Here is a 13,903-nt window from a genome sequence, read left to right as displayed (position 1 = left end):
CTGCTATCAAGAAAGTGCGCAAGAGTGCGCACGGTTCTCTTCCTGCCCCGAAGCGCCTTGCGGGCCGACTTCGTGTCTGACAGGCGTGACTTTCCCGACTACGGCAGAGACATCCTCTGCCGCAGTGCCGCCGTTGCCGGACGGACTCGCCACGGGTAGAGCAGTTTCGGTTGCCAGCCGTTTTAGGTTCAGCGCCGCGTTGAGATCGCGGTCATGAACCGTGCCGCATTGCGGACACGACCATTCCCGATCACTCAGCGTCAGCGCTTCGTTCTTCCATCCGCAGACCGAACACAAGCGGCTGCTCGGATACCAACGGTCGGCGATGACCAACCGGGTGCCGTAGCGCTTTGCCTTGTACTCGATCTGCGAGCGAAACATCCCAAAGCCAATGTCGCTGATGGCGCGAGCAAGCTTGTCGTTTGCCATCATCCCCTTGACATGCAAATCCTCGACCACCACCGCTTGGTTTTCGCGGCAGAGCCGGGTCGTGAGCTTGTGCGTAAAATCCGCTCGGATATTGGCAATGCGCGCATGCAGCTTTGCCAATGCCTCAGCGGACTTCCTGCGATTGTTCGAGACCGGCAAACGGGTTCCCTTGGGAAGTTTCGCTTTGGGAGCAAATCCAGCAGCAACCTTGGCGGCTTCGACCTTGCGACTGAGACGCCGATTGCGGATTTTGAGCCGTCGCAGCGCTGCCTTGAGCGGCTTGGGTGCTTGGATGGTTTGGCCGTTAGAAAGCGTCGCGGCCGCTTTCAAGCCGAGATCAACGCCTGTAACCTCTTGCGCCGTCCTTCGGCGATAGAACTGGTTATCGTGGACTTCGACTTGAATGGCGACGAACCAGCGATCCGCCGTGCGCGAAACCGTCGCACCAAGAATCTTTCCGTCGAACCGCAAGGATTCCGCCATCTCCACCCACCCAACCAGAGGCAGGCGGATTTTTTGGCCGTGGAGCCTGAATTGGTCATTGGCGACATAAAAGCTGTCGCGGCAGCGGCCTTTTTTCTTGAATGTTGGTTGGTAGGCTTTCCTGCCTGCCTTGAGGTCGGCAAAGAATCGTGACCACGCGCGTTGCAAATGCGCAAAGGGTTGTGCGTGCGCATCGCGGTGAATGGTTTTGAGCCACGGCTGACCGTGTTCATCGAGCCATTGCGGATCGCTGTACTTGATGGCGTTGAACTGTTTTTTGAGTGCCATTGCGTTTGGTTTGAGCCCCGCCGAGTATTGGCGATTCCATTCGGCGAGCGCCCAGTTCCAGACGCGACGCGCCGTGCCGCAGGCTCGCTTGAAATAGTCGGACTGGTCAGGTGTCGGACGAAGAGCAATCTTATGCGTCAGTTGCATCTTGCGTATCCTTTTTCAGCGCCTCGCCATTAAAGACGTCGGTTGCTGTCTGTCCACGCTATCGGAACAAGACGACCCTTGCGTTCCCATCGTTGCAGCGTCTTGACCGATACGTCGAGCAACTTCGCTGCCTTTCCTGTACTCATTGTATTTTATATATACACAGTTATACACTATAATGCACGTTATTAAATGCTAGATATTAGCTCCTGCAAAGCGGGCAAGGATTCCAGGGCGGCCATGAGCCCCGCGTCCCCCGGAGCCGCTGCCGTGACGACGCGCCGCAGACCCAGGGCCGTGGCCGCGGTAGCGATGCGCGGGTGCGCCGCGACGGCCGGCACGTCGACGAGCAGCGGCCAATCGGCAGCCGGCACCAGAGCCGGCAGATTCAAGACCCCTTCGCTGCTCGTGAGAAGCATCGCGGCGAGCCTCCCCTCGCGCAAGGGGGCGAGCACCTCCGCCGTCCATCGGGGCGGGACCCGACGATAGCACACCCAGCTATCGACCAGAGCGCCGCGCTCGCTCAGGGTCCGTGCGAGCAGCGCCCGTCCGCCCTCCCCCTTGACGATCAACACCCGCCGCCCCGAGACGGCCGCGCCCGAACACGCGGGCAAAGCGAGCACCGCCTCCGAATCGGCGCCTTCGCGGGGAAAAAGCACGTCGGCGAACCCCAGGGCGCGCAGTGATTCGGCACTGCCCTCACCCACCGTCATCACCGGCGGACCCGGCGGCCAGGCGCGGTAACGGCGCAGGCGCGGCACGGCGAGCTCGGCGGCGGTGCGGCTGACGAAGAAGACCCAGGCATAGTCATCCAGCGCAGCGGCGACCTGCGCCTCTTGCTCCTCGTCCTCGATCGGTTCGATCGCGAGCAGGGGCGCCGCCACCGGCGCAAACCCTCTTGCCCGCAGCATCGCCTCGAGCCGCCGGGCCTGCGCGCGCGGACGGGTCACCCAGACGGCGGGCGGCGAACCGCTCATGCCGCGCCGCCCGAGAGCGCCGCGACGAGCTCTGCCGCGCCTTCATCGAGGAGACGCCGCGCCAGGGTCTCGCCCAACTGGACCGCCGCCGACAGCGGCCCGCGGATCTCGCCGCCGTAGATGCGGCTACCGTCGGGTTCGGCCACCCGGCCGCGCAGCCACAGGGATTCGCCCTCGGGCACGGCATAGGCGGCGATGGGCACTTCACAGCTGCCGCCCAACACCCGGGCGAAGGCCCGCTCGGCGGCCACGCAGGCGGTGGTGAGAGGATCTGCGAGCGGTGCGAGCCAGGAGCGCACCTCCGCGCGTTCGGCCAGGCATTCGATGCCCAGCGCCCCCTGCCCCGCCGCCGGCAGGCTGACCTCGACCGGCAGCACCGACCGAATGCGCTCGCCCAATCCCAGGCGACGCAAACCGGCCGCCGCAAGGATGATGGCGTCGAATTGCCCCTCGTCGAGCTTGCGCAGGCGCGTATCGAGGTTGCCGCGCAGGGGGCTCACCGCCAGATAGGGATACTGCGCGATGAGCTGCGCCTGACGCCGCAGCGAGGAAGTGCCCACCACTGCGCCCGGCGGCAGATCGTCGAGGCCGGCGTAGCGGTTCGAGACGAAGGCATCGGCCGGCTCTTCGCGCGCGAGCGTGGCCGCGAGCGCAAACGCCTCGTCGAGCACCATCGGCACGTCCTTCATCGAATGCACCGCCAGATCGGCTTCTCCCGCGAGCAGCGCTGCTTCCAGTTCCTTGACGAACAGTCCCTTGCCGCCCACTTTCGCCAGGGGCCGATCGAGGATACGGTCACCGCGGGTGGTCATTCCCAGCAGTTCGACGCGACAGGCGGGATAGAGCGCCTCGAGCCTAGCCTTGACGAACTGCGCCTGCCACAAGGCGAGGCGACTCTCGCGGGTGGCGATGACGAGGCGTGACGGCGGCGGAAAGGCCGGGTTTTCTTCTGTCATGCTTTCTCCCTGGCGACGCGGGCACGAGCGCCGGCGGCAAACAACGGATGCGGCGATTCTATCATCGTCGCCTCGACGCCCCGCGGCCTTATAATTGCCCCTTTCCTTGCCTGATCACCGCTCATCACCATGACCGACACGCCGCACACGCCCGCCAAGACCTGGTCGGGGCGCTTTGCCGAACCCGTCTCCGAGCGCGTCAAGCGCTACACCGCTTCGATCCCTTTCGACCGGCGGCTCGCCGAGCACGACATCCGCGGTTCGCTCGCCCACGCCAAGATGCTCGCGCGCCAAGGCATCCTGAGCGCCCAGGATCTGGCCGACATCGAGCGCGGCATGGTCCAGATTCGCGAGGAGATCGCCCGCGGGGACTTTCCCTGGTCGCTGGATGACGAAGACGTGCACCTCAACATCGAGAAACGTCTCACGGCCCTGGTGGGCGATGCGGGCAAGCGCCTGCACACCGGGCGCAGCCGCAATGACCAGGTCGCCACCGACCTGCGCCTGTGGCTGCGCGATCAGATCGACGCCATCGTCGAAGCGATCGAATCCCTGCAAGGCGCCCTCCTCGATCTGGCCGAGGCGCACGCGGCCACCCCCATGCCGGGTTTCACCCATCTGCAGGTGGCGCAGCCGGTGACTTTCGGCCACCACCTCATGGCCTACGTGGAGATGCTGGAGCGCGACCGCGAACGGCTGCGCGACGCCCGCCGCCGCGTCAATCGCCTGCCGCTGGGATCGGCGGCGCTCGCCGGCACCACCTTTCCCATCGACCGCGAATTCGTCGCCCGCGAGCTCGGCTTCGAGGACGTGTGCCGCAACTCGCTCGACGCGGTGAGCGACCGCGACTTCGCCATCGAATTCCTCGCGGCGGCATCCCTCGTCATGATGCACCTGTCGCGTTTCTCCGAAGAACTCATCCTGTGGATGACGCCGCGCTTCGGCTTCATCACGCTCGCCGACCGCTTCTGCACCGGCTCTTCCATCATGCCGCAGAAGAAGAACCCGGACGTACCGGAGCTCGTGCGCGGCAAGACGGGACGGGTCTATGGGCACCTCATGGGGCTCCTCACCCTTATGAAGGCGCAGCCGCTCGCCTACAACAAGGACAATCAGGAAGACAAGGAGCCCCTGTTCGATGCCGTGGATACCGTGCTCGACACGCTCGTGATCTACGCCGAAATGGTGGGCGGCATCACCGTGCGTCCCGAGGCGATGCGCGAAGCCCTACGCCAGGGATTCGCCACGGCCACCGATCTGGCCGACTATCTGGTGAAGAAGGGGGTTCCCTTTCGCGACGCGCACGAAGCGGTGGCGCGCGCCGTGCGCGAGGCCGAGGCGCGCGGCGTGGATCTGGCCGAGCTGCCGCTGGACGTGCTGCGCGGTTTCAGCCCCCTGATCGAGGAAGACGTCTATCGGGTGCTGACGATCGAGGGGTCGCTCGCGCAGCGGCGGCACATTGGCGGCACCGCGCCCGAGGCGGTACGCGAGGCGATCGCGCACGCCCGGGCGCGGCTGATGAATCGCGCCTGAAACCGTGTGGGTGCCGCGAACCGCCTGCCATGTGGCCGCATGGCGGCCTTGCGCGGCACCAGAGATCAAGCGAGCACACCGGCTTCCTTGAGCAATTCCTGCAGCTCGCCTGACTCGTACATCTCGCGCACGATGTCCGCCCCGCCGATGAACTCGCCCTTGATGTAGAGCTGGGGGATGGTCGGCCAGTTGGCGTATTCCTTGATCCCCTGGCGCAAGGACTCGTCTTCGAGCACGTTGTAGGCGGCGAAGTCTTTCAGACCGCAGCGGCGCAGCACCTGCACCACCGCCGCGGAAAAACCGCACAGCGGAAAATCGGGCGTACCTTTCATGTAGAGCACCACCGGATCGGCGGCGATTTGCTGGCGGATTTTTTCTTGAATGTCCATGGAGATCCTTGTACCGTGAAGTTGGGGGAATCCATCTTAGCGAGCCGGGGCGGGCAACGTCAAGGTGGGAATCATGCCTCGGGACAAGGGAGGTACAATCGACGAATATCCATCGCCATCGAGGCGCTCGTGAGCGAGCGATGAACTACTGTACCGTCTGCGGCCATCCCCTGCAGGTTCTCGTCCCGCCCGGCGACAACCGGCCGAGGCACGTGTGTTCCCATTGCGGCGAGATCCACTATCAAAACCCGAAACTCGTGGTCGGGGCCATTCCACGCTGGAAGAACCAGATCCTGCTGTGCCGCCGCGCGATCGAGCCCCGCCTGGGATGGTGGACGCTGCCGGCCGGCTTCATGGAAAACGGCGAATCCACGGTGGAAGCAGCGATGCGCGAGACCTGGGAAGAAGCCGGCGCCCTGGTCGAGATCGGCACGCTCCAGGCCCTTATCGACGTTCCCGCCATCCAGCAAGTTCACCTCTTCTATCGGGCAGACTTGCTCGACCTGAACGTGGCGCCCGGGGAAGAGAGCCTCGAGACGCGGCTTTTTCCCATACGCCATCTTCCCTGGGACGAGCTCGCTTTCGAGACGGTACGCGCCGCGCTCGCCCACCATCTGCGCCATCCCCGGCACGGCGTGCTGGTGAAGACGCTGGGACGACGTCCCGCCCCTCCCTCCGCCTGACCGCCGAGAAAGAGATCGTCGCGAGCAGTTCGAGCGCCTCAGCGCCCCTCTGCGGGGGGCAGCCCCACGAGCCGTACGTCGCCCACCGCGTAGCGCTGCGCGAGCGGCCGGGTCGAGTGAATCCCCTCTTCATAGGAGACGATCTCGAAAGTCGTCGCGCCACGGCGCGAGGCGATCTCCTTGGCGGCGCGGCGAAAGACGGTGTAGGCCTCGCCTTGGCCACCAGTGGTGAGCGAGCGCATGCTCATGCGAATGCGGGCCGTGGCATTGGCTGGCGACTCCTCGACCTCGATGCTCCAGTTGGGATCGAACGGGTCGTAGAGCGCATAGGCGATCAGCGCCGCCCCGCCGAGCTGGCGCAGCAGCGCGGCGTGCGACACGGGGGTCGGGGTGACGGAATTGGCTCCTCCGGCGGCGCTGCCCGAACTCGAGCCACTGACGTTCATCGACGATGACGAGAGCACGAGCGCCGAGCCGGCCGCACCCGCCGCCGGCGCGGCCAGGCGTTCCGGGTCGCTCCACGGCACCTCGGCACATCCGCCCATGAGTGCGGCAAACCCCGCGAGCGTAAGAAAGGGCAGAGCGCGCATGGAGCAGCCTCAGAGATATTGGAAGAGGGAAAGATTGGACACGCGCGCGAAGGACTGCTGCGCTGCCTGCAAGACGAGCTGCTGCTGCGCCAGACGGCTCAGCGCCTCGTTGTAATCCAGATCCTCGATGCGCGAACGGGCGGTGGCGTACTGTTGGTCGATCGTCTGCCCGGCGTAATCGAGCGAATCGAGCTCGGCGAGTTGGGAGCCGACTTTGGACTGATACACGGAGATGCGATTCATGAAGGCATCGACCGTGTCGAGGCCGTAACTGGTGGGATCGGGTCCTGTGTCGGGATCTATGTAGGCTGCCGGCAAAGTCGTCGCTCCCGCGGTGGCCGGGTCGATCGCGTCGATTGCGGTCTTCAGTTGGTTGAAGAACTGCGCCGGAGGATAGGTCGCAGGAGTCCCGGTTGTATATAAGTTTTGATCCGCATCGAAGAGTCCCCCTCCCCCCGCCGCCGAACCGGGAACCAGAATGTCCATCTTGCGCTCGGGGCCGACCTGCATCTGCAGCGTGCCGGCGTCCCCTTGGTAGTAGTAGAGATCCGGCGTCGTTGGGTCGCCGTCATGGTCACCGAAAGCGATCGGTGGCGTATCGTTCTTGTAGCCAGCGAAGAGATAATTCCCCTGCCCGTCCTTGCTGTTGGCGAGCGCGACGAGGTTGTCGAGCTGGCTGCGCAGGTCGGAGGCGATCGCCGCTTTGTCCTGGGCAGAGAGCCCGCCGTTGCCGGCCTTGATGAACTGCTGCCGCATGTACTGCAGCGTGTCGGTCATCGAAGTGAGCTTGGTGTCCGTGATTCCGAGCTGATCCTTGGCGTAACCGATGTTGGCGAGGAACTGCTTGTTCACGCTCTGGGATTGCTGCAGTTCGAGGCTGCGCGCCGAGCGTACAGGGTCGTCGGAAGGGGTGACCATCTTCTTGCCGCTGGCGACCTGGGCCTGGGTTTGCGCGAGCTGCGCCTGGTTGTTCTGCAGGGCCGCGATGTTGCGCTCGAAGATTTGGGACGTGGAGATGCGCATGGTCGTTCTCCCGGTCAGCCGGCAATGGCGAGCACGGCATCGAAGAGTTTCTGCGAGGTCTGCATCACCTTGCTCGCCGCGAGATAGGCTTGCTGGAAGCGTATCAGATTGGCGGCTTCCTCGTCGAGATTCACGCCGGCAAAATTGTCGTATTGCGCCTTGATCTGGTCGTGCAACGCCTGCGAGGAAGACGCGCCGTTCTTCACCTCGCTCGCCTTGGCGCCGAGCGTGGCCACCGCCGTGGCGTAGGCGGACTGCAACGTGGCGGTCTTGTCGTAGAGAAATTTGTCGGTCTGGATGCCGGCGAGCGCAAGCGCGTTGCGGTTGTCGGCCGGGCCGCTGCCCGGCGCGACCGTACCGGTCGGGTCTTCTTCCGCAGCGGCGATCTGCCGGGGGTCGGTAATCGCCACGCCGATACTGGAAGCGGCGTTGCGGTAAGGCGCGATGACGGCCGTCTCGCCCGGTTGCAAACTCACACCGGAGAAATCGAGCCCGTCGATCGGTTGGGTCAAGTCGGGGAAATTCGAGTTGGGGAAAATTGTGCCGTCGCTTTGCCGCGTCACGGTGAGCGTGCCATTGGTGCTGCTCAGAATGTACGTATCGGGGCGAAGGGCTTCAAGCTTGAGTGGAGAGGCAAAAGGCACGGAGACGGCGCTGCCGGCCGAACCCGTGGTCTGCACGGGCAGGGAAAGATCGATGCCAGAGAAATAAGATTTCCCAGTCGATCCGTCCAGGCCATAGCCCGACGCATGTACCTCGTTGAACTTCGCTGCCAGCGCCGTGGCGACGAACCCCAGCTGGTCCTGCATCGGCTCCAGCGTCTGGCGACGGAAGTCGAGCAGGGCGCCGAGCTGCCCGCCGCTGAGCTGGGATTCGGGCAGCACCATCGCCGCGCCCGTACCGATCTGGTAAGTGATCTGGCTGCGCGAAGGCTGGGCAGGATCGGGACTGGCAGCGATGGTGGCACTCTGCACTCCTTGCACCAGGGCCTGACCGTTGCCGATGAAAACGGTCATCATCCCCTTGTCGTCGATCACGGCGTGGACATTGACGAGCTGGCTGAGCTGGGCGAGCGCCTGGTCGCGCTGGTCGAGCAGATCGTTGGGCGCGGCGCCGTTGCCCGCGCCCGTAGCGCGGACGATTTCCTGGTTGAGCCGGGCGATCTGCTGGCCGTATTGGGTGATGTCCTTGGCGGTGAGCGAAAGGCTCTGCTCGACACCGGCATCGATTTCGTTGAGCTGACCGGCGAGCAGCTGGAATCGGTTGACCAGCACATTGCTCTGCGAGAGCATTGACTGGCGGGCGGCGAGATCCGACGGGCTGTCGGCCACTTCCTGCACCGCATCGAAAAACTGCTGCATGGCGGTGGAGAGCCCCGCATCGGGATCGGCTACGAGATTGTCGATCGGCGCGATCTGATCGCTGTAGGTTTGGTAGTAGCTCGCCTGGCTCTGTGATTGCAGCAGCTGCCGCTGCAGGAACTGGTCGTAAGCACGATCGACACCGGTGACACGAGCCCCCAACCCTTGATACCCATACCCCATGTATTGCGAAGGCTGGGTGGTCTGGATCACGGTCTGGCGGCTGTAGCCGGGCGTGTCGGCATTGGAGATGTTGTTGCTGACGACGTTGAGCTTGGCCTGCGCCGCCATGAGCCCGGTCAAACCGATGTTGAGGAAATCCGCCATGATGTTCTCCCGTGTTCGGGAATGGAGTCAACGGGAATAAAGCAAATATCGTGCCATTTTCAGTTCTTCAAAGCGGTGAGGAAGCGTTTGTCCTGCAGAATCGAGACGATCTTGTCGGCATAGCGCGGATCGGTGGCATAGCCGCCGCGCACCAGCGCCGAGGCGAAAGCCCGCGGCGTACGGCTGCCGGGAACGTCGGCGTAGCGGTCGTTGTCGCGGATGAGGCGCACGTAGTCGTCGAAGGCCGCCGAGTAGGAAGAGTAGACGCGGAACTTCGCGTTCTCCGTCACGGCACGGCCGTTGTCGTATTCGGTCACCGGCAGGGTCACGGTCGGGCCATTCCAGCTGCTCCCGGCCTTGATGTTGAAGAGGTTGTAGCTCGAGCGTCCGTCGGGGCGGGTGATGACGGCACTGCCCCAGCCGCTTTCGAGCGCCGCCTGGGCGACGAGGAATTCCGGCGGCACGCCCAGCTGTGCCGCGGCCCGTTTCGCCTGCGGCAGGGTATCCTGGACGAAACGGCGGATCTTGTCGGGCACGGACGTATCGCCGGTTTCGGCCTGGCGCACGGCAGCCGCGGTGTCGGCGAAGGAAGGCACGAGCCCCTGCAGGGTCTCGGGAACGGCATCCGTCCTTTGCCCGCTCGTCTCCGGCGTGTCGGAGGCTCCGCCCAAGGCAGCGAAAAAACCTTTCTCTTCCACCGGCGCGCCCTGCTGCGCTGCTTGCCGGTTGCCGGCAAGGTTTGCCGGCCGGCGCAGGACGTTGTCGAGCGGAAATCCGCCCGCAGGGGAAGATGCGGTGGATGCGGCCACCCCGGTCGCGTTGCCGGCGGCCGCCGTTTGTGTCGCGACCTCGCCCTGTTTGCCCAGGCGACGCTGCAGTTGCCGCGCGAGCATGTCCGCCAGGCCGATGCCATGGCCGGCAGCGAGATTCTGCGCGAGCTGCTGGTCGCTCATCTCCTGGAACATGCGCCCTCCCTCGCTGTCGGTAAAGGGATCGCGTGGCACGGTGGCGCGCATGGATTTGAGCATCTGCTGCAGCATCACCGCCTCGAACTGCTTGGCGGCGGCGCGCAGCGCTTCGGGCGTGTCGCCCTGCTTGGCGAGATTCTGCAGCGAGCGCAGCGAGCGCGGATCGAAGGCGGGAACGCTGGGGGCGGTCATGGTGCCATCCCCCTCAGATCACTTCCAGATCGGCGCGCAGGGCACCGGCAGACTTCAAAGCCTGCAAAATGCTGATGAGATCCATGGGCGTGGCCCCGAGCGCATTGAGCGCCTTGACGACGTCGGAGAGATTGGCCGCCCCTTTCATTTCCTGGATCACCGCCACCGGCTGTTCGATCTGCACCTGACCTTGCCGCGCCGCCACCGTGGCACCGCCAGCCAAGGGGGTGTTCGGCTGGCTCACGGCAAGATTCTCGCCCACCGTCACCTTGAGGTTGCCGTGGGCGACGGCCACGTGCTGCAGGGTCACGGCCTGGTTCATCACCACCGAACCGGTGCGGGAATTGACCACCACCTTGGCGCGCTGCACGTCCGGTTCGACGGTGAGATTCTGCAGCCGGGCAAGGAATGCGACGCGATCGGACGGGTCGGCAGGCGCGCGCACCGCGATCGTGCGCCCGTCGAGCGCTTCCGCCGTGCCAAAGCCAAAGGCATGCTCGATGGCGCGCACGATCTTGGTAGCGGTGCCGAAATCGGTATCCTGGAGTTCGAGCCGGATCACGTCGCTCTGCGCGAAGTCGCTGCCCACCTCCCGCTCCACCGTGGCCCCTGCCGGGATGCGCCCGGCAGCAAGCTGGTTGATCTGCTGCGCCGCGCCTCCAGAGCGCGCACCGGCGCCGCCCACGACGACGTTCCCCTGCGCCATGGCGTAGATCTGCCCGTCGGCCCCTTTGAGCGGGGTCATCACCAGCGTGCCCCCTTTCAGGCTCTTGGCGTTGCCCAGCGCAGAGACCGTGACGTCGATGCGCTGGCCGGCCCGCGCGAACGGCGGCAGATCGGCCGTGACCATGACGGCTGCGACGTTCTTGAGCTGCATGTTGGAGGTCGGCGGCAGATTCACTCCCAGGCTGCGCAACATGTTGATCACGCTCTGCACTGTGAACGGCGTTTGCGTGGTCTGGTCGCCGCTGCCATCGAGCCCCACCACCAAACCATAACCGACGAGCTGGTTGTCGCGCACGCCGCCCACCGAGACGAGATCCTTGATGCGCTCAGCTGCCTGCGCGGGCACGATGGCAAGGAAACCGGCGCAGGCGAGTACCAGGGCAAAAAGTACCCTGCCGATATGCCCGCGACGGTCGACCCAGATGCGTCCGTTCATGACTGGCTCCTCAGAACGGCAGGAAGTTGAGGAAGAAACGCTGCAGCCAGCCCATGCGCTGGGCTTCGTCGATATAGCCGCTGCCGACGTATTCGATGCGTGCATCAGCCACCGAGGTGGAATCGACTGTGTTCTTGCCGCTGATGGTCACCGGATCGACCACCCCAGAGAAACGGATGTATTCGCGCCCCTGGTTGATGGCGAGCTGCTTCTCGCCGGAAACGAGGAGATTGCCATTGGGATAGACGTCGATCACGGTGACGGTGATCGTGCCTTTGAAGGTATTGTCGGCCGAGGCGCCGCCTTTGGCAGTAAGGCTTTCGTTGCCACTAGCGCTGAGCCCCATTCCCGCGAGCCCCGACAGCGGCAGGCGGCTCATCGAATTGACGTTTTCCTTGGAACTCGTGTCGCGGCTCGCATTCGCTCCGGTGTTCTTCTTCGCCGAGGTATTCTCGACGAGATTGATCGTGAGCGTGTCGCCCACGTAGCGCGGCTTGCGATCTTCGAAGAGCGGGCGCACGGCGCTTGCCTGATAGATGGCGCCGTTGCTGGGCGCCGAAGGCAACGGCGCCGGACGCGCCGTCATCGGCTGATGCACGATCGCCGGCGGCGTCGTGTCGAGCGCCGCGCAACCGGCAAGCGCCAACAGCGCAAAGAGCGGCCAGCTGCGGCATGCGCTTCGGAGAAAGTCACGGCCTTTCATCTCGCGCCCCTTCACATCTGCGTCAGGCGGGCGAGCATCTGGTCGGACGTAGACACGGCCTTGGAATTGAGCTCGTAGGCGCGCTGGGTGATGATCATATTGACCAGCTGCTCGGCGACGTTCACGTTCGAGTTTTCCACGTACCCCTGGTTGAGCACCCCGGAGCCGTTGTTGCCGGGGATGTTCACCGCCGGAGGGCCGCTCGATTGCGTCTCGGCGAAGAGGTTTTCCCCCAACGCCTGTAGGCCGCCCTCATTGACGAAGGTGACGAGCTGGATTTGCCCCACCTGCACCGGCGCCACCGCCCCAGGCTGCAGCACGCTCACCACACCGTCCTTGCCGATGGTCACGGAAAGCGCATCGGGCGGAATGTTGATCGCGTCGACCAGCGGATAGCCCGAGGCGGTGACCACGTTGCCCTGGTTGTCAAGCTGGAACGACCCATCCCGGGTGTAGGCCGTGGTGCCATCGGGCATCTGGATCTGGAAAAAGCCTCGCCCCTGGATGGCCACGTCGAGCGGGTTGCCCGTCTGCTGCAGCGTGCCCTGGGTGAAGATGCGCTCGGTGGCCACGGGACGCACGCCGGTGCCCATCTGCAGGCCGCTGCCGATCTGGTTCTGCTGCGTCTGCTGCGCGCCGGGCTGGCGCACGGTCTGATAGAGCAGATCCTCGAACACGGCGCGCTGGGCCTTGAAGCCGTTGGTCGACACGTTGGCGAGGTTGTTCGAGATGACGTCGAGCTGGGTCTGCTGCGCGTCGAGCCCCGTACGGGCGATCCAGAGCGAACGGATCATGGTCGTTCTCCTGTGGGCGCCGCCGCGGTTCGATCGATTGGGGCGGCGCGATTGCTTCGTTCCATGGCGTCATCTTACGTCCACCGCCGACTCCCCCGTCGCCGGAAAACCGGCGTTTTGCCGCCCCATTTCCGCCGGCTGCTCCCCTCAACGGGCCGGCGAGAGAATGGCCGAGGCGCGCGAGTCGTTTTCCTGGGCGGAGGTGATCACCTTGGTGTTCATCTCGAACTGGCGCGAGAGCGAAATCATGCGCACCATCTGGTCGACGAGCGACACGTTCGATTTCTCCAGATAGCCGCTCGAGACCTGGACCGTCTCGTCCATGGGCGCAGCTCCGCCCCCCTGCAGGCGAAAGAGCCCGTCATCGCCCCGCTGCAGGTTCTCCACCGGCGGATTGACCAGCTTGAGGCGCCCCACCACCTCCGTGACCTGGGTGTTGGCCGGATCGACCGCCGAAATCGTACCGTCCTTGCCGATGGTGAATTCCCGATCTGGCGGCAACGCCACCGGTTGGTTGTCCTCCCCCAGCACGGGTTGGCCGCTGGGCAGTTGCAGAATGCCATTGGCACTCAGCTGGAAATTGCCGGCGCGGGTATAGGCTTCACCGCCGTCGGGCGTCTGCACGGCAAACCACCCCTGCCCCTCGATCGCCGCATCGAGCGGGCGCCCCGTGTAATCGAGCGGTCCGGCCTCAAAGTTGGTCGCCACCGTGGCATCCACCGTGAACGCACGCGAAGGCAGCGCCTGGGTTTGCACGTCGACCGCGCGCAGCCGGTGCAGCGCCTCCTTGAAACCGGCGGTATCCACGTTGGCGAGGTTGTTCGCCACCGCCCCCTGCTGCTCCAGGGTATATTTCGCGCCGGTCATGGCGGTATAGATGACACGGTCCATCGCGGTC

At 64.8% G+C, this 13,903-nt stretch carries 14 protein-coding genes and 1 pseudogene; 2 read left to right on the top strand and 13 right to left on the bottom strand.

The window, feature by feature from the left end:
* Positions 1 to 6: 6 nt before the first annotated feature.
* From H607_RS0105900 to hemC, 4 genes and pseudogenes are all read right to left on the bottom strand, one after another.
* The gene (locus H607_RS0105900; RefSeq protein ID WP_028874659.1) at positions 7 to 1,347 is read right to left on the bottom strand and encodes an RNA-guided endonuclease InsQ/TnpB family protein; all 1,341 of its coding nucleotides are present in this window, start codon (positions 1,345 to 1,347) and stop codon (positions 7 to 9) included.
* A gap of 32 nt (positions 1,348 to 1,379) precedes the next feature.
* Positions 1,380 to 1,493: pseudogene (locus H607_RS13745) on the bottom strand (MerR family DNA-binding transcriptional regulator); the annotation flags it as partial.
* A gap of 42 nt (positions 1,494 to 1,535) precedes the next feature.
* Positions 1,536 to 2,324 (bottom strand): uroporphyrinogen-III synthase, encoded by a 789-nt coding sequence (locus H607_RS0105895; protein ID WP_028874658.1) that lies wholly within the window; start codon positions 2,322 to 2,324, stop codon positions 1,536 to 1,538.
* The gene (gene hemC, locus H607_RS0105890) at positions 2,321 to 3,280 is read right to left on the bottom strand and encodes a hydroxymethylbilane synthase (protein ID WP_028874657.1); all 960 of its coding nucleotides are present in this window, start codon (positions 3,278 to 3,280) and stop codon (positions 2,321 to 2,323) included. The genes H607_RS0105895 and hemC overlap by 4 nt, the downstream gene beginning before the upstream one ends.
* Positions 3,281 to 3,409: 129 nt before the next feature.
* Here hemC and argH point away from each other — a divergent pair, with 129 nt between their 5' ends.
* Positions 3,410 to 4,813: an argininosuccinate lyase gene (gene argH, locus H607_RS0105885; RefSeq protein WP_028874656.1), complete on the top strand. Its 1,404-nt coding sequence runs from the start codon at positions 3,410 to 3,412 to the stop codon at positions 4,811 to 4,813.
* A 65-nt stretch (positions 4,814 to 4,878) separates the two neighbouring features.
* Here argH and grxD read toward each other — a convergent pair whose 3' ends face one another.
* Entirely contained in the window at positions 4,879 to 5,202 is a 324-nt protein-coding gene (gene grxD / locus H607_RS0105880; RefSeq protein ID WP_028874655.1) for a Grx4 family monothiol glutaredoxin, read from the bottom strand.
* A gap of 140 nt (positions 5,203 to 5,342) precedes the next feature.
* Here grxD and H607_RS11965 point away from each other — a divergent pair, with 140 nt between their 5' ends.
* Positions 5,343 to 5,885: an NUDIX hydrolase gene (locus tag H607_RS11965; protein WP_051240711.1), complete on the top strand. Its 543-nt coding sequence runs from the start codon at positions 5,343 to 5,345 to the stop codon at positions 5,883 to 5,885.
* A 38-nt stretch (positions 5,886 to 5,923) separates the two neighbouring features.
* Here the strand turns inward: H607_RS11965 and H607_RS12880 are convergent, their stop codons facing one another.
* The 8 genes from H607_RS12880 to flgF form a co-directional block, all read right to left on the bottom strand.
* Positions 5,924 to 6,475 carry a hypothetical protein gene (locus H607_RS12880; RefSeq protein WP_051240710.1) on the bottom strand — a complete coding sequence of 184 codons (552 nt, stop codon included), beginning with the start codon at positions 6,473 to 6,475 and terminating at the stop codon, positions 5,924 to 5,926.
* Between the two features lie 9 nt (positions 6,476 to 6,484).
* Entirely contained in the window at positions 6,485 to 7,498 is a 1,014-nt protein-coding gene (gene flgL, locus H607_RS0105865) for a flagellar hook-associated protein FlgL (protein ID WP_028874654.1), read from the bottom strand.
* Positions 7,499 to 7,512: 14 nt separating this feature from the next.
* Positions 7,513 to 9,186 (bottom strand): flagellar hook-associated protein FlgK, encoded by a 1,674-nt coding sequence (gene flgK, locus H607_RS0105860; RefSeq protein ID WP_028874653.1) that lies wholly within the window; start codon positions 9,184 to 9,186, stop codon positions 7,513 to 7,515.
* 59 nt (positions 9,187 to 9,245) lie between these two features.
* Positions 9,246 to 10,346: a flagellar assembly peptidoglycan hydrolase FlgJ gene (gene flgJ, locus H607_RS11955; protein ID WP_037989790.1), complete on the bottom strand. Its 1,101-nt coding sequence runs from the start codon at positions 10,344 to 10,346 to the stop codon at positions 9,246 to 9,248.
* A 13-nt stretch (positions 10,347 to 10,359) separates the two neighbouring features.
* Positions 10,360 to 11,508 (bottom strand): flagellar basal body P-ring protein FlgI, encoded by a 1,149-nt coding sequence (locus H607_RS0105850; RefSeq protein WP_051240709.1) that lies wholly within the window; start codon positions 11,506 to 11,508, stop codon positions 10,360 to 10,362.
* Between the two features lie 10 nt (positions 11,509 to 11,518).
* Positions 11,519 to 12,211, bottom strand: coding sequence for a flagellar basal body L-ring protein FlgH (locus H607_RS0105845; RefSeq protein WP_028874651.1), 693 nt, complete (start codon positions 12,209 to 12,211; stop codon positions 11,519 to 11,521).
* A gap of 11 nt (positions 12,212 to 12,222) precedes the next feature.
* Positions 12,223 to 13,005, bottom strand: coding sequence for a flagellar basal-body rod protein FlgG (gene flgG / locus H607_RS0105840; protein ID WP_028874650.1), 783 nt, complete (start codon positions 13,003 to 13,005; stop codon positions 12,223 to 12,225).
* A gap of 147 nt (positions 13,006 to 13,152) precedes the next feature.
* A complete protein-coding gene (gene flgF, locus H607_RS0105835; protein ID WP_028874649.1) occupies positions 13,153 to 13,896 on the bottom strand; it encodes a flagellar basal-body rod protein FlgF in 744 nt (247 codons plus the stop codon).
* Positions 13,897 to 13,903 lie beyond the last annotated feature (7 nt).

The organism is Tepidiphilus margaritifer DSM 15129, assembly GCF_000425565.1.
Lineage (GTDB): Bacteria > Pseudomonadota > Gammaproteobacteria > Burkholderiales > Rhodocyclaceae > Tepidiphilus > Tepidiphilus margaritifer.
Note: the sequence above shows the minus strand (reverse complement) of the source record. Positions and strands in the feature narration are given on the sequence as shown.